Below are 20,006 nucleotides of genomic sequence, written 5' to 3'. Positions count from 1 at the left end.
CGCTCAAGTCCACTCCAAGAGCGCCACAGCTGGCACATCCAAGAGCGTCAAGGTGTGCACGTCCAAGAGCGTTGGACCAAGAGCGTGGGGTGTGGACGGTTCACACCCTCTTGGACTTGGTGCTCAGCCGGGGCGCGGGCAGGCGCGTGGAGCGAGCGCAGCGAGCGCAACGCGCATGCCCGCCGACGCAGGCGACCGCAGCGACGCCACACAAGCCGCAACAGGCACAGCGACCGCAACGGCGGCGTGAGGATCGCCTGCGTCGCAACGGGGGTTCCAGGGGGTCGCCCCCCCTGGGAAGACACCGTCATCCCGTGTTCTGGAGGCCGGCGGCCACCCCGTTGACGGACAGGAGGAGCAGGTCCTCCAGGTGGGCGCGTTCCGTCTCGTCCTCCACGCCCGCGCGCAGCGCCTTCAGGGCCCGCAACTGGAGGTGGGAGAGGGCGTCCACGTAGGGGTTGCGGAGCTCGACGGCCCGGGAGAGGACCTTGCGGTTCTCCAGCAGGCGGCCGTGGCCGGTGACCGCCAGGACGAGCCGGCGGGTGCGGTCGTACTCGGTCAGGACGGTCTCGGAGAGCTCGGGCCGCTCGCCCAGGGCCAGGTAGCGCTCGGCGATCGCCCGGTCGGACTTGGCGAGGCTCATCTCGGCGTTGTCGAGGAGGGTGTTGAACAGCGGCCACGCCTCGTAGGCCTCGCGAAGCTCGGCGAGGTCGCGGCCGTCGTCCGAGACGGCGGCGAGGCCGCTGCCGAGGCCGTACCAGCCGGGGAGGTTGACGCGGGTCTGCGTCCAGGCGAACACCCAGGGGATGGCGCGCAGGTCCTCCAGGCCGCGGGCGGCCTTGCGGCGGGCCGGGCGGGAGCCGATCCGCAGCTCGGCGATCTCTTCCAGGGGGCTGACCCGGGCGAACCAGAGCGCGAAGTCCTCGGTCTCGATGAGGCTCCGGAACGCGGCCCTGGCCGCCTCGCTGATCTTGTCGGCCAGCGGGCGGAACCGGGCGGCGGCCTCGCGGGCGCGGTCCTGCACGGCGTCGGTCGAGGCGAGCAGGACGGCGCTGGTGACCTGCTCGACGTGCCGCTTGGCGATCTCGGCGTGGCCGTAGCGGGCGAAGATGACCTCGCCCTGCTCGGTGACCTTGAAACGGCCCGCGACCGAGCCCGGCGCCTGCGCGAGGATCGCGCGGTTGGCGGGGCCGCCGCCGCGGCCGAGGGAGCCGCCGCGGCCGTGGAACAGCGTCAGCCTCACGTCGGCCCGGGCCGCCCACGCGGCGAGGGCCTCCTGAGTGTCGTACAGCCGCAGGGTGGCGCTGGTCGGGCCGAGCTGCTTGGCGGAGTCGGAGTAGCCGAGCATGACCTCCAGGCGGCGGCCGGTGTCGTCCAGGCGGCGCCGGACGGCCGGGATCCCCAGCATGCCGTCGAGGACGGACGGCGCGCGCTCCAGGTCCTCGCCCGTCTCGAACAGCGGGATGACGTCCAGGACGGGCGCGCCCTCGCCGAGGGACTCCGCGAGGGCGTGCACGTTCGCGATGTCCTCGGCGGAGCGGGTGAAGGAGACGATGTAGCGGTGGCAGGCGCGGACGCCGAACCGCCGCTGGATCCACGCGATGACCCGCAGCGTCTCCAGGATCTCCTCGGTCATCTCCGAGCGCGCGCCCCCCGAGCGGACCTCCTCGATCGCCTTCTCGTGCAGCTCGGAGTGCTGGCGGACCTCCAGCTCGGCGAGGTGGAAGCCGAACGTCTCGACCTGCCAGACGAGCTGCTGGACGCGCCCGTAGGCCTGCCGGGGGGCGCCCGCGGCGGCGAGGGAGTCCTGCACGGTGCGCAGGTCGGCGAGCAGCTCCTCCGGGGAGGAGTAGGCGAGGTCGGCGTCGCGCTCGCGGGTCGCGGCGATGCGGGCGGCGGCGTGCAGGAGGAACTGGCGGTGCGGCTCGCCGGGCGAGCGCTTGGCCATGTCCCCGACCAGCCGGGGGTGGGCGGTGCGGGCGGCGGCGAGCGCGTTCAGGAGGGCGCCGGACGCCGGGGTGGTCGACTCGTGGACGGTCAACTCCCGGCCGATCCGGGCGCAGGCCGCCTCCAGGGCGCGCAGCACGTGGTCCGCCTGGATCATCACGGCGTCCCGGGTGACCTGCGCGGTGACGTAGGGGTTGCCGTCGCGGTCGCCGCCGATCCAGCTGCCGAACCGCAGGTACGGGCGGGCCTTCGGCGGGCGGGCGCCGGACTCCTCGCCGCCGGCCCCGCCCTCCAGGGCGCGGTCGAGGGCCCGGTAGACGTGCGGGACGACCCGGAAGATCGTCTCGTCGAACGCGGCCATCGCGGTGCGGACCTCGTCCAGCGGGTCCATCTGCGTGCCCCGGCGCAGCGCGGTCCGCCACAGCAGGTCGATCTCCTCGCGGAGGCTGCGCTCGGTCTCCTCGCGCTCGCTCGCGCCCGGGTCGCCTTTCAGCCGGGCCAGCAGGTCGCTGATCCGCTGGATGGCGGTGACGACCGCGCGGCGGCGGGCCTCGGTGGGGTGCGCGGTGAAGACGGGGCGGAACTCCAGGCCGTCGACGATCGCCTCAAGGCGCCCGTCGCCCGCGGCGCGGATGTCCTCGACCGCGGCGGCGACGGACCCGGGGACGGTGCCGCCGGTGTCGCGCTCCCGCAGCGTCCGGATGCGGTGGTGCTCCTCGGCCAGGTTCGTGAGGTGGAAGTACACGGTGAACGCGCGGGCGACCTGCCTGGCGCGCTCCAGCGACCAGCCGTCGACGAGGGCGGCGACCTCGTCGCCGCCGGTCTCGCCGCGGCGGGCCGCGATCACCGCGTGGCGCAGCCGCTCGACGTCGTCCAGCAGCCCCTGGCCGCCGTACTCCACGAGGGAGTCGCCGAGCATGGCGCCGAGGAGCCGCACGTCGCGGCGCAGCGGTTCCGGCATGTCCTGGCGGAGGATGTCTCGCGTCTTCGTGGCCACCCGCCCAAGCGTAACGAGCCGCCGCGCGGCGGCCCTCCACCGGCCCGTGCCTCCCACCTGGCCCGGGGCCGCCCCGGCCGGCGCCGTCCCGGTCAGCGGGCCCCGGCCGCGAGCGCGGTATCAGCGGGCGGTTACCCTGGCGCGCATGGCGATGGAAGCCCCTGAACCCCCGGTGGACTACGACATCCACACCACGGCGGGAAAGATCGCGGATCTGGAACGGCGCCGGTACGAGGCGGTGCACGCCGGCTCGGCCCGCGCCGTGGAGAAGCAGCACGCCAAGGGCAAGATGACGGCCCGGGAGCGGATCGACGCTCTGCTCGACCCCGGCTCGTTCGTCGAGTTCGACGAGATGGCGCGGCACCGCTCCACCAACTTCGGGATGGAGAAGAACCGCCCCTACGGCGACGGCGTCGTCACCGGGTACGGAACGGTCGACGGGCGTCCCGTCGCGGTCTTCAGCCAGGACTTCACGGTCTCCGGCGGCTCCCTCGGCGAGGTCTTCGGCGAGAAGATCTGCAAGGTCATGGACCACGCGGTCAAGACCGGCTGCCCGGTGATCGGCATCAACGACTCCGGCGGCGCGCGGATCCAGGAGGGCGTGGTCGCGCTCGGCCTGTACGCGGAGATCTTCAAGCGGAACGTGCACGCCTCCGGCGTCATCCCGCAGATCTCGCTGGTCATGGGGCCGTGCGCGGGCGGGGCCGTGTACTCCCCGGCGATCACCGACTTCATCGTCATGGTGGACCAGACGTCCCACATGTTCATCACCGGGCCGGACGTGATCAAGACGGTCACCGGCGAGGAGGTGACCATGGAGGAGCTCGGCGGCGCGCACTCGCACAACTCGCGGTCCGGCGTCGCCCACTACCAGGGCTCGGACGAGGACGACGCGATCGAGTACGTCAAGGCGCTGCTGTCGTACCTGCCGTCGAACAACCTGTCCGACCCGCCCGCGTTCGACGTGCCCGTCGACCCGTCCGAGACGGACGAGGAGCTCGACTCCCTCATCCCCGACTCGCCGAACCAGCCGTACGACATGCACACCGCCATCGAGCACGTGCTGGACGACGGCGAGTTCCTGGAGGTCCAGGCCCAGTACGCGCCCAACATCATCGTCGGGTTCGGCCGGGTCGAGGGCCACTCGGTCGGCATCGTCGCGAACCAGCCGATGCAGTTCGCCGGGACGCTCGACATCGCCGCCTCCGAGAAGGCCGCCCGGTTCGTCCGGACCTGCGACGCGTTCAACATCCCGGTGCTGACGTTCGTGGACGTCCCCGGCTTCCTGCCCGGCACCGACCAGGAGTGGAACGGGATCATCCGGCGCGGCGCGAAGCTGCTGTACGCCTACGCCGAGGCCACCGTCCCGCTCGTCACGGTCATCACCCGCAAGGCCTACGGCGGCGCCTACGACGTCATGGGTTCCAAGCACCTCGGCGCCGACATCAACCTGGCGTGGCCGACCGCGCAGATCGCCGTCATGGGCGCGCAGGGCGCGGTCAACATCCTGTACCGGCGCGAGCTGGCCGCCGCGGACGACCCCGACTCCCGCCGCGCCGAGCTGATCACCGAGTACGAGGACGCGCTCGCCAACCCCTACATCGCGGCCGACCGCGGCTACATCGACAACGTGATCAAGCCGTCCGAGACGCGCGGGCAGGTGGTCCGGGCGCTCAGGGCACTGCGCGAGAAGCGCAAGACGCTCCCGCCGAAGAAGCATGGGAACATCCCGCTCTAGCGGGGACACGCCCGGAAGGTGGGAGGTTTCGTGACCGCCGACAGCAAGCCGTTCCTGCGGGTCGTCCGCGGCGACGCGAGCCCGGAGGAGCTCGCGGCGCTCGTCGCCGTGCTGACCGCCCGGGCCCGGGCCGCCGCCGCGTCCCGGGCCGCCGCGGGCCCCGGGGCCCCGCCGTCGCGCTGGGCCGACCGCTCCCGGCTCGTCCGCGCCCCGCTCGGGGGCGCGCCGAGGCCGCGGGGGCCCGGCGCGTGGAGGGCCAGCGGCCTGCCGCGCTGACGTCCGACGGGGGCCTCGCCGGGGCGGCCCCCGCGACATGTAACCGTGGTTCGCACCCGGCGGGGCGCTCCGCACGAATAAGGTGGAAGGCCATGGCCACCTCGGAGTACGTCCCACAGCCCGCGCGCTACGCGATCTTCGTCGACGCGGGGTACCTCTACGCGGCCTCCGGTGCCCTGCTGCTCGGCTGCGGCTCCCGGCGGGAGTACCGGGTCGCCGCGGAGAAGCTCATCAAGGCGCTCACCGACCACGCCGACGAGCAGCGGCGCGGTGAACTGCTGCGGGTGTACTGGTTCGACGCCGCGCCGAAGCGGCAGCCGACCGTCGACCAGCGCGTCATCGCCAACCTCCCGCTGGTGAAGCTCCGCCTCGGGAACCTGAACGCGCAGGGCCAGCAGAAGGGCGTTGACGCCCAGCTGCGCGCCGACCTCGAGGCCCTCGCCCGGCACCGCGCCATCACCGACGCGGTGCTGCTGGCCGGCGACGAGGACATGCTGCCCGCCGTGGAGGCCGCGCAGCGCTACGGCGTCCGCGTGCACCTGTGGGGCGTGGAGCCGACGCACGGCTCCAACCAGGCCGAGTGGCTGGTGTGGGAGTCCGACACGGTCGAGGTGCTGCCCGCCGAGTTCCTGCGCCCGTACTTCACCAAGGCCAAGGTCCTGCCGGTGCCCGCGCCCGGCACCGCCGCCGCGGTCCGCGACGCCGCGGCCGCCGCGCAGCGCACGAGCCCCGTCCCGTCCCCGTCGCAGGTCTTCGCGGGGCGTCCCCCGGCGGTCAAGCCGACGCCCGCGGCCGCCCGCGCGGCCGTCCCGGTGCCGGGCGGCGCCACGCCCGCCACGGTGGCCGCGTCGCTGAACTCCACCACGGCCGCGCCGTCCGACGGCAAGCTCGGGCCCGACCGCGACCACATGCTGGAGATCGGCGAGCACGTCGCCCAGAAGTGGATCTTCGAGCGGGGCCGGGACAACATCCGCGACCTGCTGCCCGGCCCGATCCTGCCGCCCGTCATCGACAAGGAGCTGCTGATCGAGGCCGAGAAGGAGCTCGGCGGCTCACTGCGCCCCTACCAGGAGGCCCGCACCTGGCTGCGGGACGGCTTCTGGGAGCGCGTCTACCGCGAGTTCGGCATAGGCATCGGCAAGTCCGACTAGACGATTCCTCGATCCCTTCGCCGCAGTGGACACGTTTGGCAATTAGCCGGGTACCGTGCGTCGCCCCTCGGTAACGTCCCCGCCGTGATGGGGGGAGACCGCGCATGGAACCTCACGAACGACCACACAGTCGACAGCACAGGCGACGATCACGGGCCGCCGTGCTCCCGCTCGCCGCGGCGCTCGCGCTGACCTGCCTGGCGGGATGCGAGTCGCCCGTCCCCTTCTACCAGCCCGGGGACGGCTCCCCGGACGACCCGGTGGTCGGGCTCGGCGGGCCGACGCCGTACCTGCCGGCGCGTCCCGGCGCCCCCGCTCCGCGCGCGTCCGAGTCCGGGCCGTCCGGCGGGGTGCCGGTCGCGCCCGCGGGCGGGCGCGTCTACGCGGCCACCGGCCCCGGCATGCTCGCACCGGCCGCGCGGGGGGTGCCGCCGCGGCTGTACGTGCCGAACGGCCCCTACATCGACGTCCTCGACCCCGCCGGGCTCCGGATCGTCGGCCGGTTCCACACGGGGGCGGCGGCGTGGCGGGTGGCACCCTCCTGGGACCTGCGGCGGCTGTGGGCCACCGACCGCGCGCACGGCCTGCTCGTCCCGCTCGGGCCGCGCAGCGGGAGGCGGGGCCGCCCGGTCGGGGTGACCGCGCCGACCGGGCTCTACTTCTCGCCCGACGGGCGCGACGCGCTGGTCCTCGCGCGCCACCCGGAGCGGATCGACCTGCGCGACCCGCGCACGATGGCACCGCGGGCGTCGACGCCCATGCCCTGCGCGGCGGGCCACGCCGACTTCACCCCGGACGAGGCGTCCCTCGTGGCGACGTGCACCGCCGCCGGCGTGCTCGTCCGCGTCCACCTCCCGAGCCGCGCCGTCTCCGGCACCATCCGGCTGCCCGCGGGGGCGCGGCCCGGCGACCTGCGGCTGTCCCCCGACGGGTCCGCCTTCTACGTGGCGGACGCCCGCCACGGCGGGGTGTGGCTGGTCGACGCCCGGCACTTCACCCTGCTGGGGTTCGTCCGGACGGGGCCCGGCGCGCGGGGCCTCGCGATCAGCCGGGACGCGCGCCGGCTCTTCGTCGTCGGCCGCGGCGCCGTCACCGCCGTCGAGTTCGGCTCGCGGCGGATCGCGTCCCGCTGGCCGCTGCCCGGCCGCTCGGCGGTACCGGGCGGGGTCTCCTCGGACGGGAGGTCGCTGTGGCTCGCCGACCCCGCCGGGTTCGTCTACGCCCTCTCGACCCGCAACGGGCGCGTGCTCCAGTCCCTCAGGGTGCCGGGACGCCCGTCGGGGCTGTGCGTGCATCCGCAGCCCGGCCGCTACTCGCTGGGCGGCACCGGCCTGTACCGCTAGCGCGGCGCCCCTAGTGCGAGCCGACGTGGTGCCAGTCGGGGAGCAGTTCCTCGACGAGCGCCTCCGTCTCGGGCTGGAGCCGGTCGAACATCGGGTCCCGGCCGACGCGGCCGCGCAGCTCGTCCACCACCACCTGGACCTGCGCCACGTCGCCGGTCGCGTGGGTGGCGCGGAGCAGGTCGCGCCACAGGCCCTCGTCCTCGGGAGCGAGCCGCAGCCCGGCGCGGGCCGCGCTCACCGCGCCGCGCGGGTCGCCCTCCTCCAGCCGCAGCACGACGAGCCGGTGCGCGACGTCGATGACCCGCGCGGGCGCCTCGTACTCCAGGTCGTGGTCGGCGAGCCAGGCGTACCGGCCGCGCGGCCGGTCGGCGAGGAGCGGGCCGCGGACGAGGTCGAGCGCGTACGCCATGTACGCGGTCTCGGACGCGGGCTCGGCCGCCGACCGCCACACCAGCCAGCGGAACACGTTCAGGTCGACGCGGACCTCGGAGCCGAGCCGGATCCGGCCCCGGTCGTCGTAGTACAGGTTGGGGCGGCCGCGCGCGTCCCGGCCGAGCCAGTCCGACACGCGCGCCACGCACGCGTCGCGGACCCCGGCGCTGGCGCCGCGCGGCCAGATCGCGCCGGACAGCACCGTCGGGTGGACGCCCTCCGGGTGCGCCGCCAGGTACACCAGCAGCTCCGTGCACAGCTCGCGGCGGCTCTCGTCCATCGGCCCCGGCGCCTCGACCTCGATCGGGCCGAGCAGCCGGACCTCCACCGACGACTCCTGCGCGGTCGGCGGCTCGTCACCGCCGGCGAGGCCCGGCAGTTCCACCGGCGCCAGCCGCGCGGACGTCCGGAACAGCTCGAACACGCCCCGGTAGTCGTCGTCCCCGACGAGCTGCGCCTCGACGTCGAAGCCGAGCACGCCGGCCTGCAGGCGCCCGGCGGCGTCGACGTCCCACGTCCAGGTGGCGCCCTGCACGTCGCCGGGCACCAGGTAGCCGGCGGCCATCCGGGTGCCGGTGCGGGCCAGCGCGACGAGCCGGTCGGCCTCCCACTCCGGCGGCTGGTCCGCCATGATCAGGTAGTGCGGCATCCACGCCTCGCCGAACACGCCGCGGCAGCGTCCGGTGAGCACCGAGTCGACGCCGGACGCCGCGAGCGCCTGCCGCACCTCCTCGCTGCGCCCCTCCAGCTCGGGCAGCGCGTCCGCGAGCGTCGGGACGGACCGGACGCGGTCCGGGGCGATCTCCGCCAAGCCCTCGCCGAGCTCGGCGTCGAACCCGACGAGCGTGATCCGCATGTGGTCGGACCAGCGGTTGGTCGCCAGCTCCAGCGCGACCGCCGACAGCACGGCGCGGCGGGTGTCCTCGGGCCCGCGCAGGGCGATGAGCCCGTGCGCGGCCTCCAGGTCGACGAGGATGCGGCCGTTGTCGTTCGTGCCGATCGAGACCAGGCCGGGGTAGGGGGCGAGGACGTCCGCGAGGTCGGACGCCTCCAGGGCGGGCAGCGCGTCGGCGTTCAGCCGCCAGACCTGCCCGTCGTCGAACGCCTGCCAGGGGGCGGGCGGGTTCCGGTCGGCGGGCGCGATCCACAGGTCGAGGCTGCTGTGCCCGAGGTGCACGCCGTAGATGGTCGGCAGGGCGCGCCCGCCCGCCGCCATCGACTTGGACATGTGCCGCAGGCCGAGGTCGAGCAGCCGCGCCGCGTCGTCGTCGGCGCCGATCCGCAGCGCCCGCTCCGCCTCGGCGGCCTCCCCCCGCGGCCGGACGATCATGTGCCCGAACGCGCGGTTCCACATCTGGGTGCGGCGCCGCCGGCCGAGCGCGCCGAGCAGCCCGGCGGCGAGCAGCGACGCCGCCGCGAGGCCGTGCGGCCAGCCGACGTCGAACGCGCCGCCGCCGTCCTCGTGCTCCGAGCCGTGGCCGGGGACCTCGGCGCCGCCGCTGCCCGCGTGGCCGCCCATCTCGCCGGACGGCCCGCCGCCGTGCGCGGGCGGCCGCGCGGTCTCGGACTTCTCCGGCGCGGGCGCCTGCTCATGGCTGGGCTTGGGCGCCGGGCTCTGCGAGACCGAGGGCTGGGGAGCGGTCGGCGGCGCCTGCGAGACCGAGGGCTGGGGGGCGGTCGGCGGGGCCTGCGAGACCGAGGGCTGCGGAGCGGTCGGCGGCGCCTGGGAGGCGGGCGGCTGAGTGGGCGGCGCCTCGTGCGTCGGCGGGGTCTGCTGCTGCGGCGGCGTCTGCTGCGCGGGCGGGGTCGGCTTCGGCGTCGCGGGCGGGGCCGGGTTCCGCGGCTTCGCGGGCGCGTCGGGGACGGCGTGCCCGTGCCGGAAGTAGTCGTGGAGGTCCTTGGCGGGGATGACCTGCGCGTGCTTGGCGTCCGCGGGCATCTCCAGGATCCAGCCGGGGCGGATGAGGCTCGCGATCGTCAGCCGCGTCCCGTCCGGCTGGATGTGCCCCTTGTTCAGGGAGTAGATCTCCTTGTAGCGGCGGCCCTCGCCGAGGCACTTCTCGGCGATCTCCCAGAGGGACTCGTGGTGCCGTCCGTCCGGCGGGTGCACCCGGTAGATCTTGGTGGTGGCGGCCTTCTCCGTCGGGTGCTCGGCGAGGTCCTCCACGGCGGCGACGGGAACGGCGGCGGGACGCTCCGGCGCTTCCGGAACCTGGTGGAACTCCTGCGCCTGCGGCTGCACCTGCATCTGCATCTGCACCACGGGCGGCCGCTGGGACAGCCCGCCGGCCAGCGCCGGCATGATCGAGGTGGTGGCGGTGAACAGCAGCAGCGCGGCCACGACGAGCCGGTGCACGAGCGACTGCGTCCCGCCCGCGAGCGGAACCCGCGCGGGGACGCCGACGCCGCGGATCCCCGCGTACACCTCGACGACCACGCACGCCGCGAGCTGGATCCAGGCCAGCCACACCAGCACGACGAGGATCGCGATGAGCGAGCCGGGGCCCACCTTGTGCGTGAGGTCGGACGCGGACGGCACATGGTCCGGCAGCGGCGAACCGAAGATCGTGAGCAGCGCGAGCGGTACGCCGGCCAGCAGCGCGGTGAGCGCGACGAGCGCCCCGATCCCGGCCAGTACGTCGCCCGTGCTGCGGTGCCTGCTCACCCGGACGGGTGTCCTGCGCCCCTGCCGCGTCACCATCGCGCCCCTGCCGTTCGCCGGTCTCCGGACGTCGTCCTCATCGTAGATGCGTTCTCGCTGATGCTCACGGGTTGATTCCTCCCGGTCCGCCCGTGACGGGGCGGGCGGTCGCGCTGGAGGTCATCTCGAACTCGCCGAAGCCCGGGATGATCCCGAGCAGCTGCGGCCGGACGCTGATCCGCACGCTGACCGCGACCTCCTGCTCGTCGGCGTCGCACTGGGACCCGGTGACCTGGTCGCTGTAGGAGGCGATCAGGTCGCACGCCGCCGCCCGGGCCCGGCCCGGGTCGAGGACGGGTTCGCCGGTCTCGCGCAGCGCGTCGGTGTCGATCTGGTTCGCCCCGGCGCGGGCGGCCTGCTCGGCCATGTCCGCGGCGCGCTGCCGGGCGTGGATGGCGAGCCCGCCGTCCACGAGCAGCCCCGCCAGCAGGATGACGATCGGCGTGAACAGCACCGTGTACATCGCGATCGTGCCCCGGTCGCCCACGGCGTGTGTCCTGCTCGGCTCGGGTGGTGTCGTCATGGCGCGTCCTCCGGCTGGTCGCCGTCGGTTCCGCGGTAGGTGAAGGTGTCGACGGGGGCGATCGCGCGGCCCTGGAGACGCTTGCTGCCGGGCAGCCCGATGAACGCGAGGTCGCCGAGGTCGACGTCGCAGGTGATGGTCACGCCGACGCTGCCGCCCGGCCCCCAGCGGGACACGTCGGTCTGCACGGTGGGGCCGCCCGAGCACCAGGCGGTGCCGCGCAGCCCGGCGGACGCCGTCTCGGCGGCGAGGCTCTGCGCGGACCCCGCGCTGCGGGCGATGGACGCGGCGCGGGCGGCGTCCCGGGCGGCGCCGTCCACCTGGCTCTTGGCGTCGACCATCCGTCCGGCGCCGGCGAGGAACAGCAGGAACGCGACGAAGATGGGCGTGACGAGGACCATCTCCAGGGACATGGAGCCTCCGTCGGCGCACGGACGCGGAGCGCGGGCCCTCATCATCCGGCTCCCCGCTGGCAGGCCGTCCCGGAGCCGACGTCGGGGCGGAAGCACTCGATCGGGCCCTGCGAACGCTGCGACACGTGGAACGTCATGAACGGGACGACCTGGACCGCCTCGCCGCTGACCTCGACCCAGCGCTCGTCGTCGTCCTCCCCCGCCCGGACCTGGAGTCCGCTGAGCAGGTCGGGGCCGATCTCGCGCACGCTGCCGGCCGCCTTGGCGGTCGCCGCGCCCTCCCAGCCGCCGCCGACCGGCGACGTGCGGGCGACACGGGCGCCCGACTGCGCCGCCGCCAGCGCGACGTGCCGGGCGTGGAAGACCATGGCGAACTGCACCGCGACGAGCATCATCAGGATGAGGACGGGGGTGAGCAGCGCCCACTCCATCGACGAAGCGCCCGCGTCGGAGGAGACGTCGGGTTCCCGGGGCCGCACGGCGGTCAGCCCGTGTTGATGCTGTTGGCCTTGTCCTGGATCTTCTTCTGGATCACCGCCCCGATCGTGATCGCGATCAGCGCGAGGATCGCGGTGATGATCGCCCACTCGATCGCGGACGCGCCCCGGCAGCGCTCCTCCTCGTCTCGCAGCCGCGCCAGGCGGGTGCCGAGCAGGGCGCGCAAGTAGACGACGGCCGGGTCGTTCAGGGGGTTGAGCGGACTCATCGTGACACCTCCAGGGGGCGTACGGCGGGGACGGTTCGCGGTGTGCGGTCCGGGGTCGTCGGGGTCGCGGTCATGAGGCGAGCACCCGCATCAGGGCCGGATAGGCGAGGAAGATCAGGAAGCCGGCGCACAGGAACAGCTGCGCGATCAGCATCGACTGGGAGCGCTCGCCCGCCTTGCCCTCCAGCTCCGACAGCTCGCGGCTGCGCATCGACGCGGCGCGGGCGGCGAGGGACTTGCGGACCTGGGCGCCGTCGTCGGAGACGAGCGCGAGCGCCCCGGCGAGGTCGCGCAGCTCGGCGATGTCGAGCTCCTCGCCGAGCCCGCCGAGCGCCTGCCACGGGGTCTGGCCGGTGATGCGGGCGTTGGACAGGGCGTCCCGGATGCGGTGCATGGCCCAGCCCTCGCCGACGTTCGACGCGGTCATCAGCGCCTCGGGGACGCCGCGGCCGCCCGCGAGGTTCATCGAGACCAGGTCGAGGAAGGCGCCGACGACGTGCCGGAAGTCCTGCCGGCGCGCCTGCGCCTCCTGCCGGAGCTGCATGTCGGGGAAGAAGAAGAACAGGGCGGCGAACAGCACGCAGATCCACACCGGGACGGCGACGGACGAGCCGAGCCCGAGCAGCGCGAAGTAGGCGACGATCAGCGGGATGAACAGCAGCGCGGCGGCGGGCAGCAGGAACTTCGTCGCGAGGAACGCCTCCAGCGACCGCTCGGTGATCGCGAGGTCGGCGCGGACGGACCGCAGCCGCCAGCCGCGCGACTCGCAGAACCGCGCCAGCTCCCGGCCGATCTTCGCGCGGGTCCCGCCGACCCGCTCCAGCGTCGGCGACGCCGTCCCGGCCCGCTGCGCCTCCAGGTCGCGGCGGCGGGCGGCGTCCAGCGCGGCCATCCGCGCGGCGAGGCCGGGACGCGGCGGGAACAGCGCCCGGACCAGCACGTACAGGCCGAGGCCGACGACGGCGCCGGCGAGCATCGCGGCGTTCACGGGGCGCCACCGCCCTCGGCGGCGCGGCCCTGCCAGCCCGCGACGGTGCTCGGCACCTCGGCGGGCACGCCCGGCTGCGCGGCCCTGCGCGGCTCGCTGAGGAACCGGCCGGGCAGCTCGTACCGCGACAGGCGGCGAAGCCACAGGAACGCGGCGCCGTACAGGGCGACGACGATGCACAGGACGAGCTGCCCGAGCACGTCGTCGTACGGCTCGACGTAGGAGTGGTTGAACACGGCGAGCGCCAGGGCCGTCCCGACGGAGACGGCGACGACGATCCGGACGCTGCGCCGGGTCGCGCGGCGGTCGGCCTCCACGCGGCGCCGCATGTCCAGCTCGGCGCGGGCCGAGTTCGCGAGGGCGCTGAGCATGTCGCGCAGGCCGGGGCCGCGCAGCTTGGCGTTCAGGATGAGGGCGGCGATCACCAGGTCGGCGGACGGGTCGTCCAGGTCGTCGGCGAACCGGCGGAGCGCCTCGGGCATCGGGACGCGGGTGTGCAGCCGGTCGACCAGGTGGCGCAGCGGCTGCTGGAGGGCGGGTGCAGCGGCGCGCTGAGAGGCGGGGATGGCCTGCTCCAGCCCGACGGCGCCGGCGATGGTGTCGCGCAGCGACTCGGTCCAGGCGGCGAGGGCCTCCAGGCGCGCCATGCCCCTGCGCTCCTCGGCGGCGCCGCCCGCCAGGCCGTTCCAGGCGAGGACGAGCGCGCCGGTGCCGGCGGCGGCGATCGGCCAGCGCGTCACGATCAGCACGACGGTGCCGATGATGACGGCGAGGGCGGTGCGGGTGGTGAGGGTGCGGACCAGGTCCTCGCGGCTGCGGCCCCTGGCGGGCCGGCGGCTCGGCGGCAGCCCGCGCAGCGCGACGACCAGCAGCAGGACGCCGCCGCCGACCGCGGCGCCGGTCAGGACTGCGAGCAGCACGTCCGGCGCGTACATCACCCACCTCCCCCGCGCGTCACCAGACACCCCCGGCGGACGGGTCGTACCCGTGCTCGGCGAGGTCGGCGATGCAGGCGATCGGCGCCGCGGGGACGGCGTAGCCGGCCGGCCCGAGCGCGAACACCTCCGAGGACAGGACGCGCCCGTCCACGCCGGTGACCTCCCGGACGCTGGCCACGTAGCGGCGCAGCCGGCCGCCGGAGGCGTAGTCGTTGCGCTTCTCGATGAACACGACGAAGTCGATCGCGCCCGCGATCAGCATGTGGGTCGCCTCGACCGGCAGCCGCTCCTCCGACTGGATCGCGTAGGTGGCGACGCGGTTGAACACCTCGGCCGAGGAGTTGGCGTGGATCGTGGACAGCGACCCGTCGTTGCCCTGCGTCATCGCGTTCAGCATCGTGACGATCTCGTCGCCGAGCACCTCGCCGACGATCACCCGGGACGGGTTCATCCGCAGCGACCGGCGGACCAGCTCGGCCATCGATATCGCGCCCTGGCCCTCGGAGTTCGGCAGCCGCTGCTCGAACGCCACGCAGTTCGGGTGCAGCTCGGGGAACGCGTCGAGGCCGAGTTCGAGGGCGCGTTCGACGGTGATGAGCCGCTCGTGCGGCGGGATCTCGTTGGCGACGGCGCGCAGGAGGGTCGTCTTCCCCGCGTTCGTCGCCCCGGCGATCATGATGTTCTTGCGGGCGTGCACGGCGGCGCGGAAGAACTGCCCGAGCTCCTGCGTGAACGTGCCGTTGCCGACCAGGTCGGCGAGGAACACCTTGCCGAGGCGGGCGCGGCGGATCGACAGCGCGGGGCGGACGGTCACGTCCATCACCGCCGACAGCCGCGACCCGTCCGGGAGCCGCAGGTCGAGCTGCGGGTTCGCGGTGTCGAACGGGCGCGAGGACAGCCCGCTGTAGGCGGCGAGGATCTGGATCAGCTCGACCAGCTCCTCGTCGCTCTCGGCGACCGGCTCGCCCATCGCCTCGCGGCCGTCGGCGTAGCCGATGAACACGCGGTCGCAGCCGTTGACGTCGATGTTCTCGATCTCGGGGTCCTCCAGCAGCGGCTGGAGCCGGCCGACGCCGAACAGCGCCGCGTGCACCCCGGCGGCGAGGGCCTCCTCCTCTTCGGCGTTCGGCGGCCGGCGCCCGGAGGTGATCTCGCCGCGCGCGAACTCCTCCAGCACCTGGCCGATCAGCGCGCGGGCGAACTGCCGCTCGTCCTCGCCGGACATCGGCGGCAGCCCGTTGGCGGCGTCCAGCCGGCGCTGCCGGGCCAGCCGGTCGCCGACCTCCTGGCGGAGGCGCTTGACGAGTGCGTGGTCCATCTAGCGCCTCCCTTCCTCGTGCCCGCCGCCTGCGGGCACGTGCGGCCCCTGCTGCTGCGCCTGTTGCGGCCCCTGCTGTGGTGGCTGCCGGGCCTGCGGCGGCTGCTCGGCCTGCCGCGGCGCAGGCGGGACGTCCTGCCGGGCGGGCTGCGGTCCGGGCGGCGCGGCGGGGAGGCGTCCGACGAGGTCGGCCGCGACCTCGCGCGCCGAGCGGATCAGCAGCGAGCGGTCCAGCCGGCCGCCCCAGCTCCCCGACAGCAGGTCGGCGCCCTTCGGGTCGAGGGCCAGGCCGCCGAGGACGCTGACGTCCGGAGGCGGGGGCCCCTGCGCGGCGTCGGCGGCGCGGCCGCGGACGCCCGCGAGGATCCGGTCGACCTCGGCGATGGAGCCGCGGAAGTCGCGCGGGTCGGCGAGCACCAGCACCCCGACCGGCGGCCCGCCGCGCAGCTCCGCGGTCAGCGCGGCGACGCGTTCGCGAAGGTGGGCGACCTGCTCCAGGGTGGCCCTGGTGAGCAGGACGACGAGGTCGGCCTCGTGCATCAGGTCGATCAGCGGGCCGGCCGCGCCGAGCCGCCCGCAGTCGGCGATCACGTCGACGGGGGCGAGGCCGGCGAACGCCCGGCCGAGCGGCCCCCACAGCCACGTCATCGCCTGGGCCTGCTCGGCGTTGGTGACGCCGACGAGCACGTCGAGGCCGCCGACGAGCCGCTGGCAGTGCTCGGCGACCTGGTCGGGGCGCAGCCCGCGGCGGGCCGTGGCGGCGAGGCTGAGCAGGCCGCGCGAGGGGTTGAGCATGCCGCCGTCGGCGTCGCCGTCCGGCTGGGCGGCCGGGAGCCGGTAGACGAGGTCGCCGCCGGCCTGGTCGCATTCGGCGACGAGCACGGGACGCGGCCACACGGCGCCGAGCGCGACCGCCGCGGTCGTGACGCCCGGCGCCCCCTTGTCGGCCGCGAGCGCGATGAGTGCCACCGTCAGTCCCCGCCCGTGCCTGGTGTCCCGCCTGGACCCGGAGTACCGCCCGGGCCCGGGGTGCCGCCGCCCGCGCCCGGGCCGGGGGTGCCGGATCCCGGGACGGGCTGGACGCCCGAACCGCCGCCGTCCCCCTCCGGCGCGGGCGGCACGGAGGCGTTCGTGCCGGGCGGGATCAGGGCGAGCGCGACCGTCCCGGCGGAGGCCGCCTGCGTCACCCGCGCCGCGTCCGCCGGGAGGACGGCGACGTCGACGCTCGTCTGCTCGGACCGCAGCCGCGTCGGGCCGCCGGCGTCCCCGCTCCCCACGTTCAGGACGACCGCGTCCCGCGCGAGGACGGTCCCGGGGCGCGGCCCGCCGCCCGTGCCGCCGCCGACCGCGAACAGGGTGACGTGCGCGCCGCGGGTGACGTCGCCGGAGGGCATCTGGCCCGGCTTGAGCGCGAGCCCGACGACGAGCCGGCCGCTGGCCGGGGCGTCGGCCGGGCTGATCATGGAGTTGGTCAGCAGCGCGCCCTTCACCAGCGGCACGGCCGCGAAGTACTGGCTCACCTTCGCCCGCTCGGACCACTTGAGGTACTGGATGCCGGTGTCGCCGATCTGCACCTCCTCGAGGGCGCTCGCCGGGATCCGCTGCCCGGCCGCCACCGGCTGCGCGATCCGGATCGCCGAGACCCGCTCGCCGCTCGCCATCACGAGGTAGGCGCTGGCGAGGGCGCCGCCGAGGATCAGCAGCACCGCGAGGGCGGCGAGCGCCGGCTTGCGCTCGCGCGGGGACGCCGGGAGCCGCTGCCCTCCCGAGGTGCCGAGCCCCGACCGGCCGAGCCCCGCCGTCCCGCCGGACGAGCCCGCCGCGCCGCCGCCGGAGATGGTCGACTGGTTGGACTTCATCGCGCTGCTCACGCGCTCCTTCCCGCCCGGACGCCGGCCCCGTCCCACCGGAGTCCGCGTCATCGGGCGATCCATGCTCGCGGGGGCGGCGAGGCCACGTCAATGGATTCGGTGGAGCCGAGCCCCTCCATATCCGAGTGGAGGGCGATGACCTGCGAATTCACGGATCACATGGCTACTTACCACCAGTCACATCTGTCACTGACCCCCGCTCCGGGCGGCCCGCAGGCCCCGCCGGGTCACGGTTGCAGGCCGATGAGGCGTCCGAGCAGAGCCGCCGTGTGGTCGAAATAGGCGGCCCGTTCCTCGATCACGTTGTTGTACTGGCCGAACAATTCGAAACTGACCGTCCCGTACAAAGCGGCCCACGCGGTGAAGGCCCGTGCGATGACGTCGTCGGGGACGTCCAGGGGGAGCATCGCGCGGGCGCGGGCCATGTCCTCGGCGATGGCGGGCGGCGCCGGCGGGCACGGCCCGGCGGGGTCGAGCGCCCCGGCCGCGTGCGCCTCGGAGACGATCCGCGACATGACGAGGGTGTCGCGCACGGCGGCGGCGATGGTGTCCTCGGGGGCCTTGTAGCCGGGCACCGGCGAGCCGTAGAGCAGCGCGTACTCGTGCGGGTGCGCCAGAGCCCACTCCCGGACGGCCCGGCACACGGCGAGCCAGCGCCCGGCGTACCCGGCCTCGGCATCGGCCCCGGTCTTCGCGTCGGCCAGGGTCTTCGCGTCGGCGCGCTCGACGGCCTCGCCGACGGCGTTGTAGCCGTCGATGATCAGCGCGGTCAGCAGGTCGTCGCGGCTCGGGAAGTACCGGTAGATCGCCGACGACACCATGCCCATCTCGCGGGCGACCGCGCGCAGCGACAGCCCCGCGGCGCCCTCGGTGGCGAGCTGCCGCCTCGCGATCTCGGTGATCTCCCGGACCAGCTCCGCCCGGACCCGTTCGCGCGCCGTCCGCCCCGTGCTCATGCCCGCCTCCCCTCCGGGGCGGTCGCGCGCCCCGGTCCGCTCTCGTCTCCGGGAGGTTAGCAGAGCGCCGCGCTAATTCGAGAGCACTGCTCTTGACAACACTGCTCTCGAAGGAGAGCATTGCTCTCGAAACGGAGCACTGACCAAGGAGTGACCATGCCGAGCCTCGCCACCCTGCACGACGACTACGCACTGCGCGGACGCATCGACGAGGCCGCGCCCGTCACCAGCGCCTCCAGCGTCCTGATCGACGCGCCGGCCGCGCTGGTCTGGGAGGTCCTCGCCGACCTGCGCGGCTGGGAGACCTGGTCGCCCGACTTCCGGCTGCGCGCGCTGGACGCCGTCGAGCCGGGCAAGGAGTTCCGCTGGAGCCAGGCCGGCACGCCCCTGCGGTCCCGCTTCGCCGTGGTCGACCCGGGCCGGGAGCTCAGCTGGACGGGCACCTTCCTGGCCGTCTACCGGGCCGTGGACCGCCTCGTCCTGGCCGAGGAGGGCGGCCGGACCCGCGTGACCACGGAGGAGTCCCTGAGCGGCCCCCTGATCCGGCTGATCTACGGGGAGCCCAAGCTCCGCGCGGGCCACGAGAAGCGCCTCGCCGCCCTGAAGAGCCACATCGAGGGCTCCGCCTGAGCCAGAGCACGGGCCCCTGAGCACGGGCCCCTGAGCACGGGCCCCTGAGAACGGGCCGAGCACGAACACCGCAGAGCACAGAACCGCAGCACACCAGCGTCAGGAGAACACCATGGGCAAGCACGTGATCGTCGGAGCCGGGCAGGTCGGCACGCACCTCGCCGAACTGCTGACCGGACGGGGCCACGACGTCGTCGTCGTGACGCGTTCGGGATCGGGACCGGAGGGGGTCGAGCGGGTCGCGGCCGACGTCGCCGACCGGGAGCACCTAACCCGGGTCGCCAAGGGCGCCGACGCCCTCTACAACTGCGTCAACCCGCGGTACCACAGGTGGGTGCAGGACTGGCCGCCGATGGCCGCGTCCTTCCTCGGCGCCGCCGAGGACACCGGGGCCGCCCTCGTCACCCTGAGCTGCCTGTACGGGTACGGCCCGGTCGACGGGCCGATGACCGAGGACCTGCCGCTCGCCGCGACCGGCACCAAGGGACGCGTCCGGGCGAAGATGTGGCGGGACGCCCTGGCCGCGCACAAGGCGGGCCGGGTCAGGGCCACCGAACTGCGCGGATCCGACTACTACGGGCCGGGCAGCACCGACCAGGCCTACATCGGCGAGGCGCGGTTCGTGAAGCCGCTGCTGGCGGGCAAGCGCGTCCCGTACTTCAGCGACCCGTCCGTCCCGCACGCCTGGACGTACCTGCCGGACGTCGCGCAGGCCCTCGCCATCGCCGGGACCGACGAGCGCGCCTGGGGGCGGCCCTGGCACATCCCCACCGGCCCCGCGGTGTCCACGCGGGAGGTCGGCGAGCGGCTGTGCGAGATCGCCGGGGCGCCCGCGCCGCGCATCTACGAGGTGCCGCGCGCGGTCTTCCACGCGGCCGGGTTCTTCTCGCCCATGGCCAAGGAGCTGCGGGAGACCCGGTACCAGTTCGACAAGCCGTATGTGCTGGACTCTTCGGCGTTCGAGTCGGCTTTCGGGATGGCCCCGACGCCGATGGACGACGCTCTGAAGGCGGTCGTGGCCGCTTCCCGGATGGCGGAGGGGGCGGGTAATTAAGCTAGGCCCGGTTGTCCCGAGGAC

Annotated in this window: 18 protein-coding genes; 6 read left to right on the top strand and 12 right to left on the bottom strand. The window is 74.7% G+C overall.

The annotated features are described in order from the left end of the window. Window positions 1-307: 307 nt before the first annotated feature. A complete protein-coding gene (locus ABWI07_RS38650) occupies window positions 308-2,908 on the bottom strand; it encodes a phosphoenolpyruvate carboxylase (protein ID WP_353821585.1) in 2,601 nt (866 codons plus the stop codon). A gap of 181 nt (window positions 2,909-3,089) precedes the next feature. On the opposite strand from ABWI07_RS38650, the gene ABWI07_RS38645 reads away from it, so the two are divergent. The 4 genes from ABWI07_RS38645 (at window position 3,090) to ABWI07_RS38630 (ending at window position 7,452) form a co-directional block, all read left to right on the top strand. Continuing rightward, window positions 3,090-4,682 carry an acyl-CoA carboxylase subunit beta gene (locus tag ABWI07_RS38645; RefSeq protein ID WP_149259080.1) on the top strand — a complete coding sequence of 531 codons (1,593 nt, stop codon included), beginning with the start codon at window positions 3,090-3,092 and terminating at the stop codon, window positions 4,680-4,682. Between the two features lie 30 nt (window positions 4,683-4,712). Continuing rightward, the gene (locus tag ABWI07_RS38640) at window positions 4,713-4,958 is read left to right on the top strand and encodes an acyl-CoA carboxylase subunit epsilon (protein WP_353821571.1); all 246 of its coding nucleotides are present in this window, start codon (window positions 4,713-4,715) and stop codon (window positions 4,956-4,958) included. A 92-nt stretch (window positions 4,959-5,050) separates the two neighbouring features. Continuing rightward, window positions 5,051-6,109, top strand: coding sequence for an NYN domain-containing protein (locus ABWI07_RS38635; RefSeq protein WP_149259078.1), 1,059 nt, complete (start codon window positions 5,051-5,053; stop codon window positions 6,107-6,109). Between the two features lie 161 nt (window positions 6,110-6,270). After that, on the top strand, window positions 6,271-7,452 hold the full coding sequence (locus ABWI07_RS38630) for a YncE family protein (RefSeq protein ID WP_353821570.1): 1,182 nt from the start codon (window positions 6,271-6,273) through the stop codon (window positions 7,450-7,452). Between the two features lie 10 nt (window positions 7,453-7,462). Here ABWI07_RS38630 and ABWI07_RS38625 read toward each other — a convergent pair whose 3' ends face one another. The 11 genes from ABWI07_RS38625 to ABWI07_RS38575 all read right to left on the bottom strand — a co-directional run bounded on the left by ABWI07_RS38625 (window position 7,463) and on the right by ABWI07_RS38575 (window position 18,298). Beyond that, entirely contained in the window at window positions 7,463-10,585 is a 3,123-nt protein-coding gene (locus ABWI07_RS38625; protein WP_353821569.1) for a BTAD domain-containing putative transcriptional regulator, read from the bottom strand. 64 nt (window positions 10,586-10,649) lie between these two features. Then, window positions 10,650-11,108, bottom strand: a complete 459-nt coding sequence (locus ABWI07_RS38620) for a TadE/TadG family type IV pilus assembly protein (protein ID WP_235036753.1) — start codon at window positions 11,106-11,108, stop codon at window positions 10,650-10,652. After that, window positions 11,105-11,521 (bottom strand): TadE/TadG family type IV pilus assembly protein, encoded by a 417-nt coding sequence (locus ABWI07_RS38615; protein ID WP_149259075.1) that lies wholly within the window; start codon window positions 11,519-11,521, stop codon window positions 11,105-11,107. The genes ABWI07_RS38620 and ABWI07_RS38615 overlap by 4 nt, the downstream gene beginning before the upstream one ends. A gap of 41 nt (window positions 11,522-11,562) precedes the next feature. Further along, complete coding sequence (locus ABWI07_RS38610) at window positions 11,563-12,000, bottom strand: TadE/TadG family type IV pilus assembly protein (protein WP_235036752.1); 438 nt, start codon at window positions 11,998-12,000, stop codon at window positions 11,563-11,565. 5 nt (window positions 12,001-12,005) lie between these two features. Next, window positions 12,006-12,227 carry a Flp family type IVb pilin gene (locus ABWI07_RS38605; RefSeq protein ID WP_089314798.1) on the bottom strand — a complete coding sequence of 74 codons (222 nt, stop codon included), beginning with the start codon at window positions 12,225-12,227 and terminating at the stop codon, window positions 12,006-12,008. A 70-nt stretch (window positions 12,228-12,297) separates the two neighbouring features. Next, window positions 12,298-13,215, bottom strand: coding sequence for a type II secretion system F family protein (locus ABWI07_RS38600; protein WP_353821568.1), 918 nt, complete (start codon window positions 13,213-13,215; stop codon window positions 12,298-12,300). Next, window positions 13,212-14,150 (bottom strand): type II secretion system F family protein, encoded by a 939-nt coding sequence (locus ABWI07_RS38595; protein ID WP_353821567.1) that lies wholly within the window; start codon window positions 14,148-14,150, stop codon window positions 13,212-13,214. The genes ABWI07_RS38600 and ABWI07_RS38595 overlap by 4 nt, the downstream gene beginning before the upstream one ends. A 19-nt stretch (window positions 14,151-14,169) precedes the next feature. After that, complete coding sequence (locus ABWI07_RS38590; RefSeq protein ID WP_149259073.1) at window positions 14,170-15,471, bottom strand: TadA family conjugal transfer-associated ATPase; 1,302 nt, start codon at window positions 15,469-15,471, stop codon at window positions 14,170-14,172. Beyond that, complete coding sequence (locus ABWI07_RS38585; RefSeq protein WP_353821566.1) at window positions 15,472-16,440, bottom strand: hypothetical protein; 969 nt, start codon at window positions 16,438-16,440, stop codon at window positions 15,472-15,474. A 2-nt stretch (window positions 16,441-16,442) separates the two neighbouring features. Beyond that, the gene (locus tag ABWI07_RS38580; protein ID WP_353821565.1) at window positions 16,443-17,342 is read right to left on the bottom strand and encodes a CpaB family protein; all 900 of its coding nucleotides are present in this window, start codon (window positions 17,340-17,342) and stop codon (window positions 16,443-16,445) included. A gap of 227 nt (window positions 17,343-17,569) precedes the next feature. Continuing rightward, the gene (locus tag ABWI07_RS38575; protein WP_353821564.1) at window positions 17,570-18,298 is read right to left on the bottom strand and encodes a TetR/AcrR family transcriptional regulator; all 729 of its coding nucleotides are present in this window, start codon (window positions 18,296-18,298) and stop codon (window positions 17,570-17,572) included. A gap of 156 nt (window positions 18,299-18,454) precedes the next feature. Between ABWI07_RS38575 and ABWI07_RS38570 the strand changes: the two genes are divergently transcribed. Both ABWI07_RS38570 and ABWI07_RS38565 read left to right on the top strand, forming a co-directional pair. Beyond that, entirely contained in the window at window positions 18,455-18,928 is a 474-nt protein-coding gene (locus tag ABWI07_RS38570) for an SRPBCC domain-containing protein (RefSeq protein ID WP_149259070.1), read from the top strand. Between the two features lie 112 nt (window positions 18,929-19,040). Further along, complete coding sequence (locus ABWI07_RS38565) at window positions 19,041-19,982, top strand: NAD-dependent epimerase/dehydratase family protein (RefSeq protein WP_353821563.1); 942 nt, start codon at window positions 19,041-19,043, stop codon at window positions 19,980-19,982. Window positions 19,983-20,006: the final 24 nt, after the last annotated feature.

Source organism: Actinomadura sp. NPDC000600 (assembly GCF_040492135.1).
In the GTDB taxonomy this organism is placed as follows: domain Bacteria; phylum Actinomycetota; class Actinomycetes; order Streptosporangiales; family Streptosporangiaceae; genus Spirillospora.
This window is presented reverse-complemented; position numbering and strand designations above follow the sequence as displayed.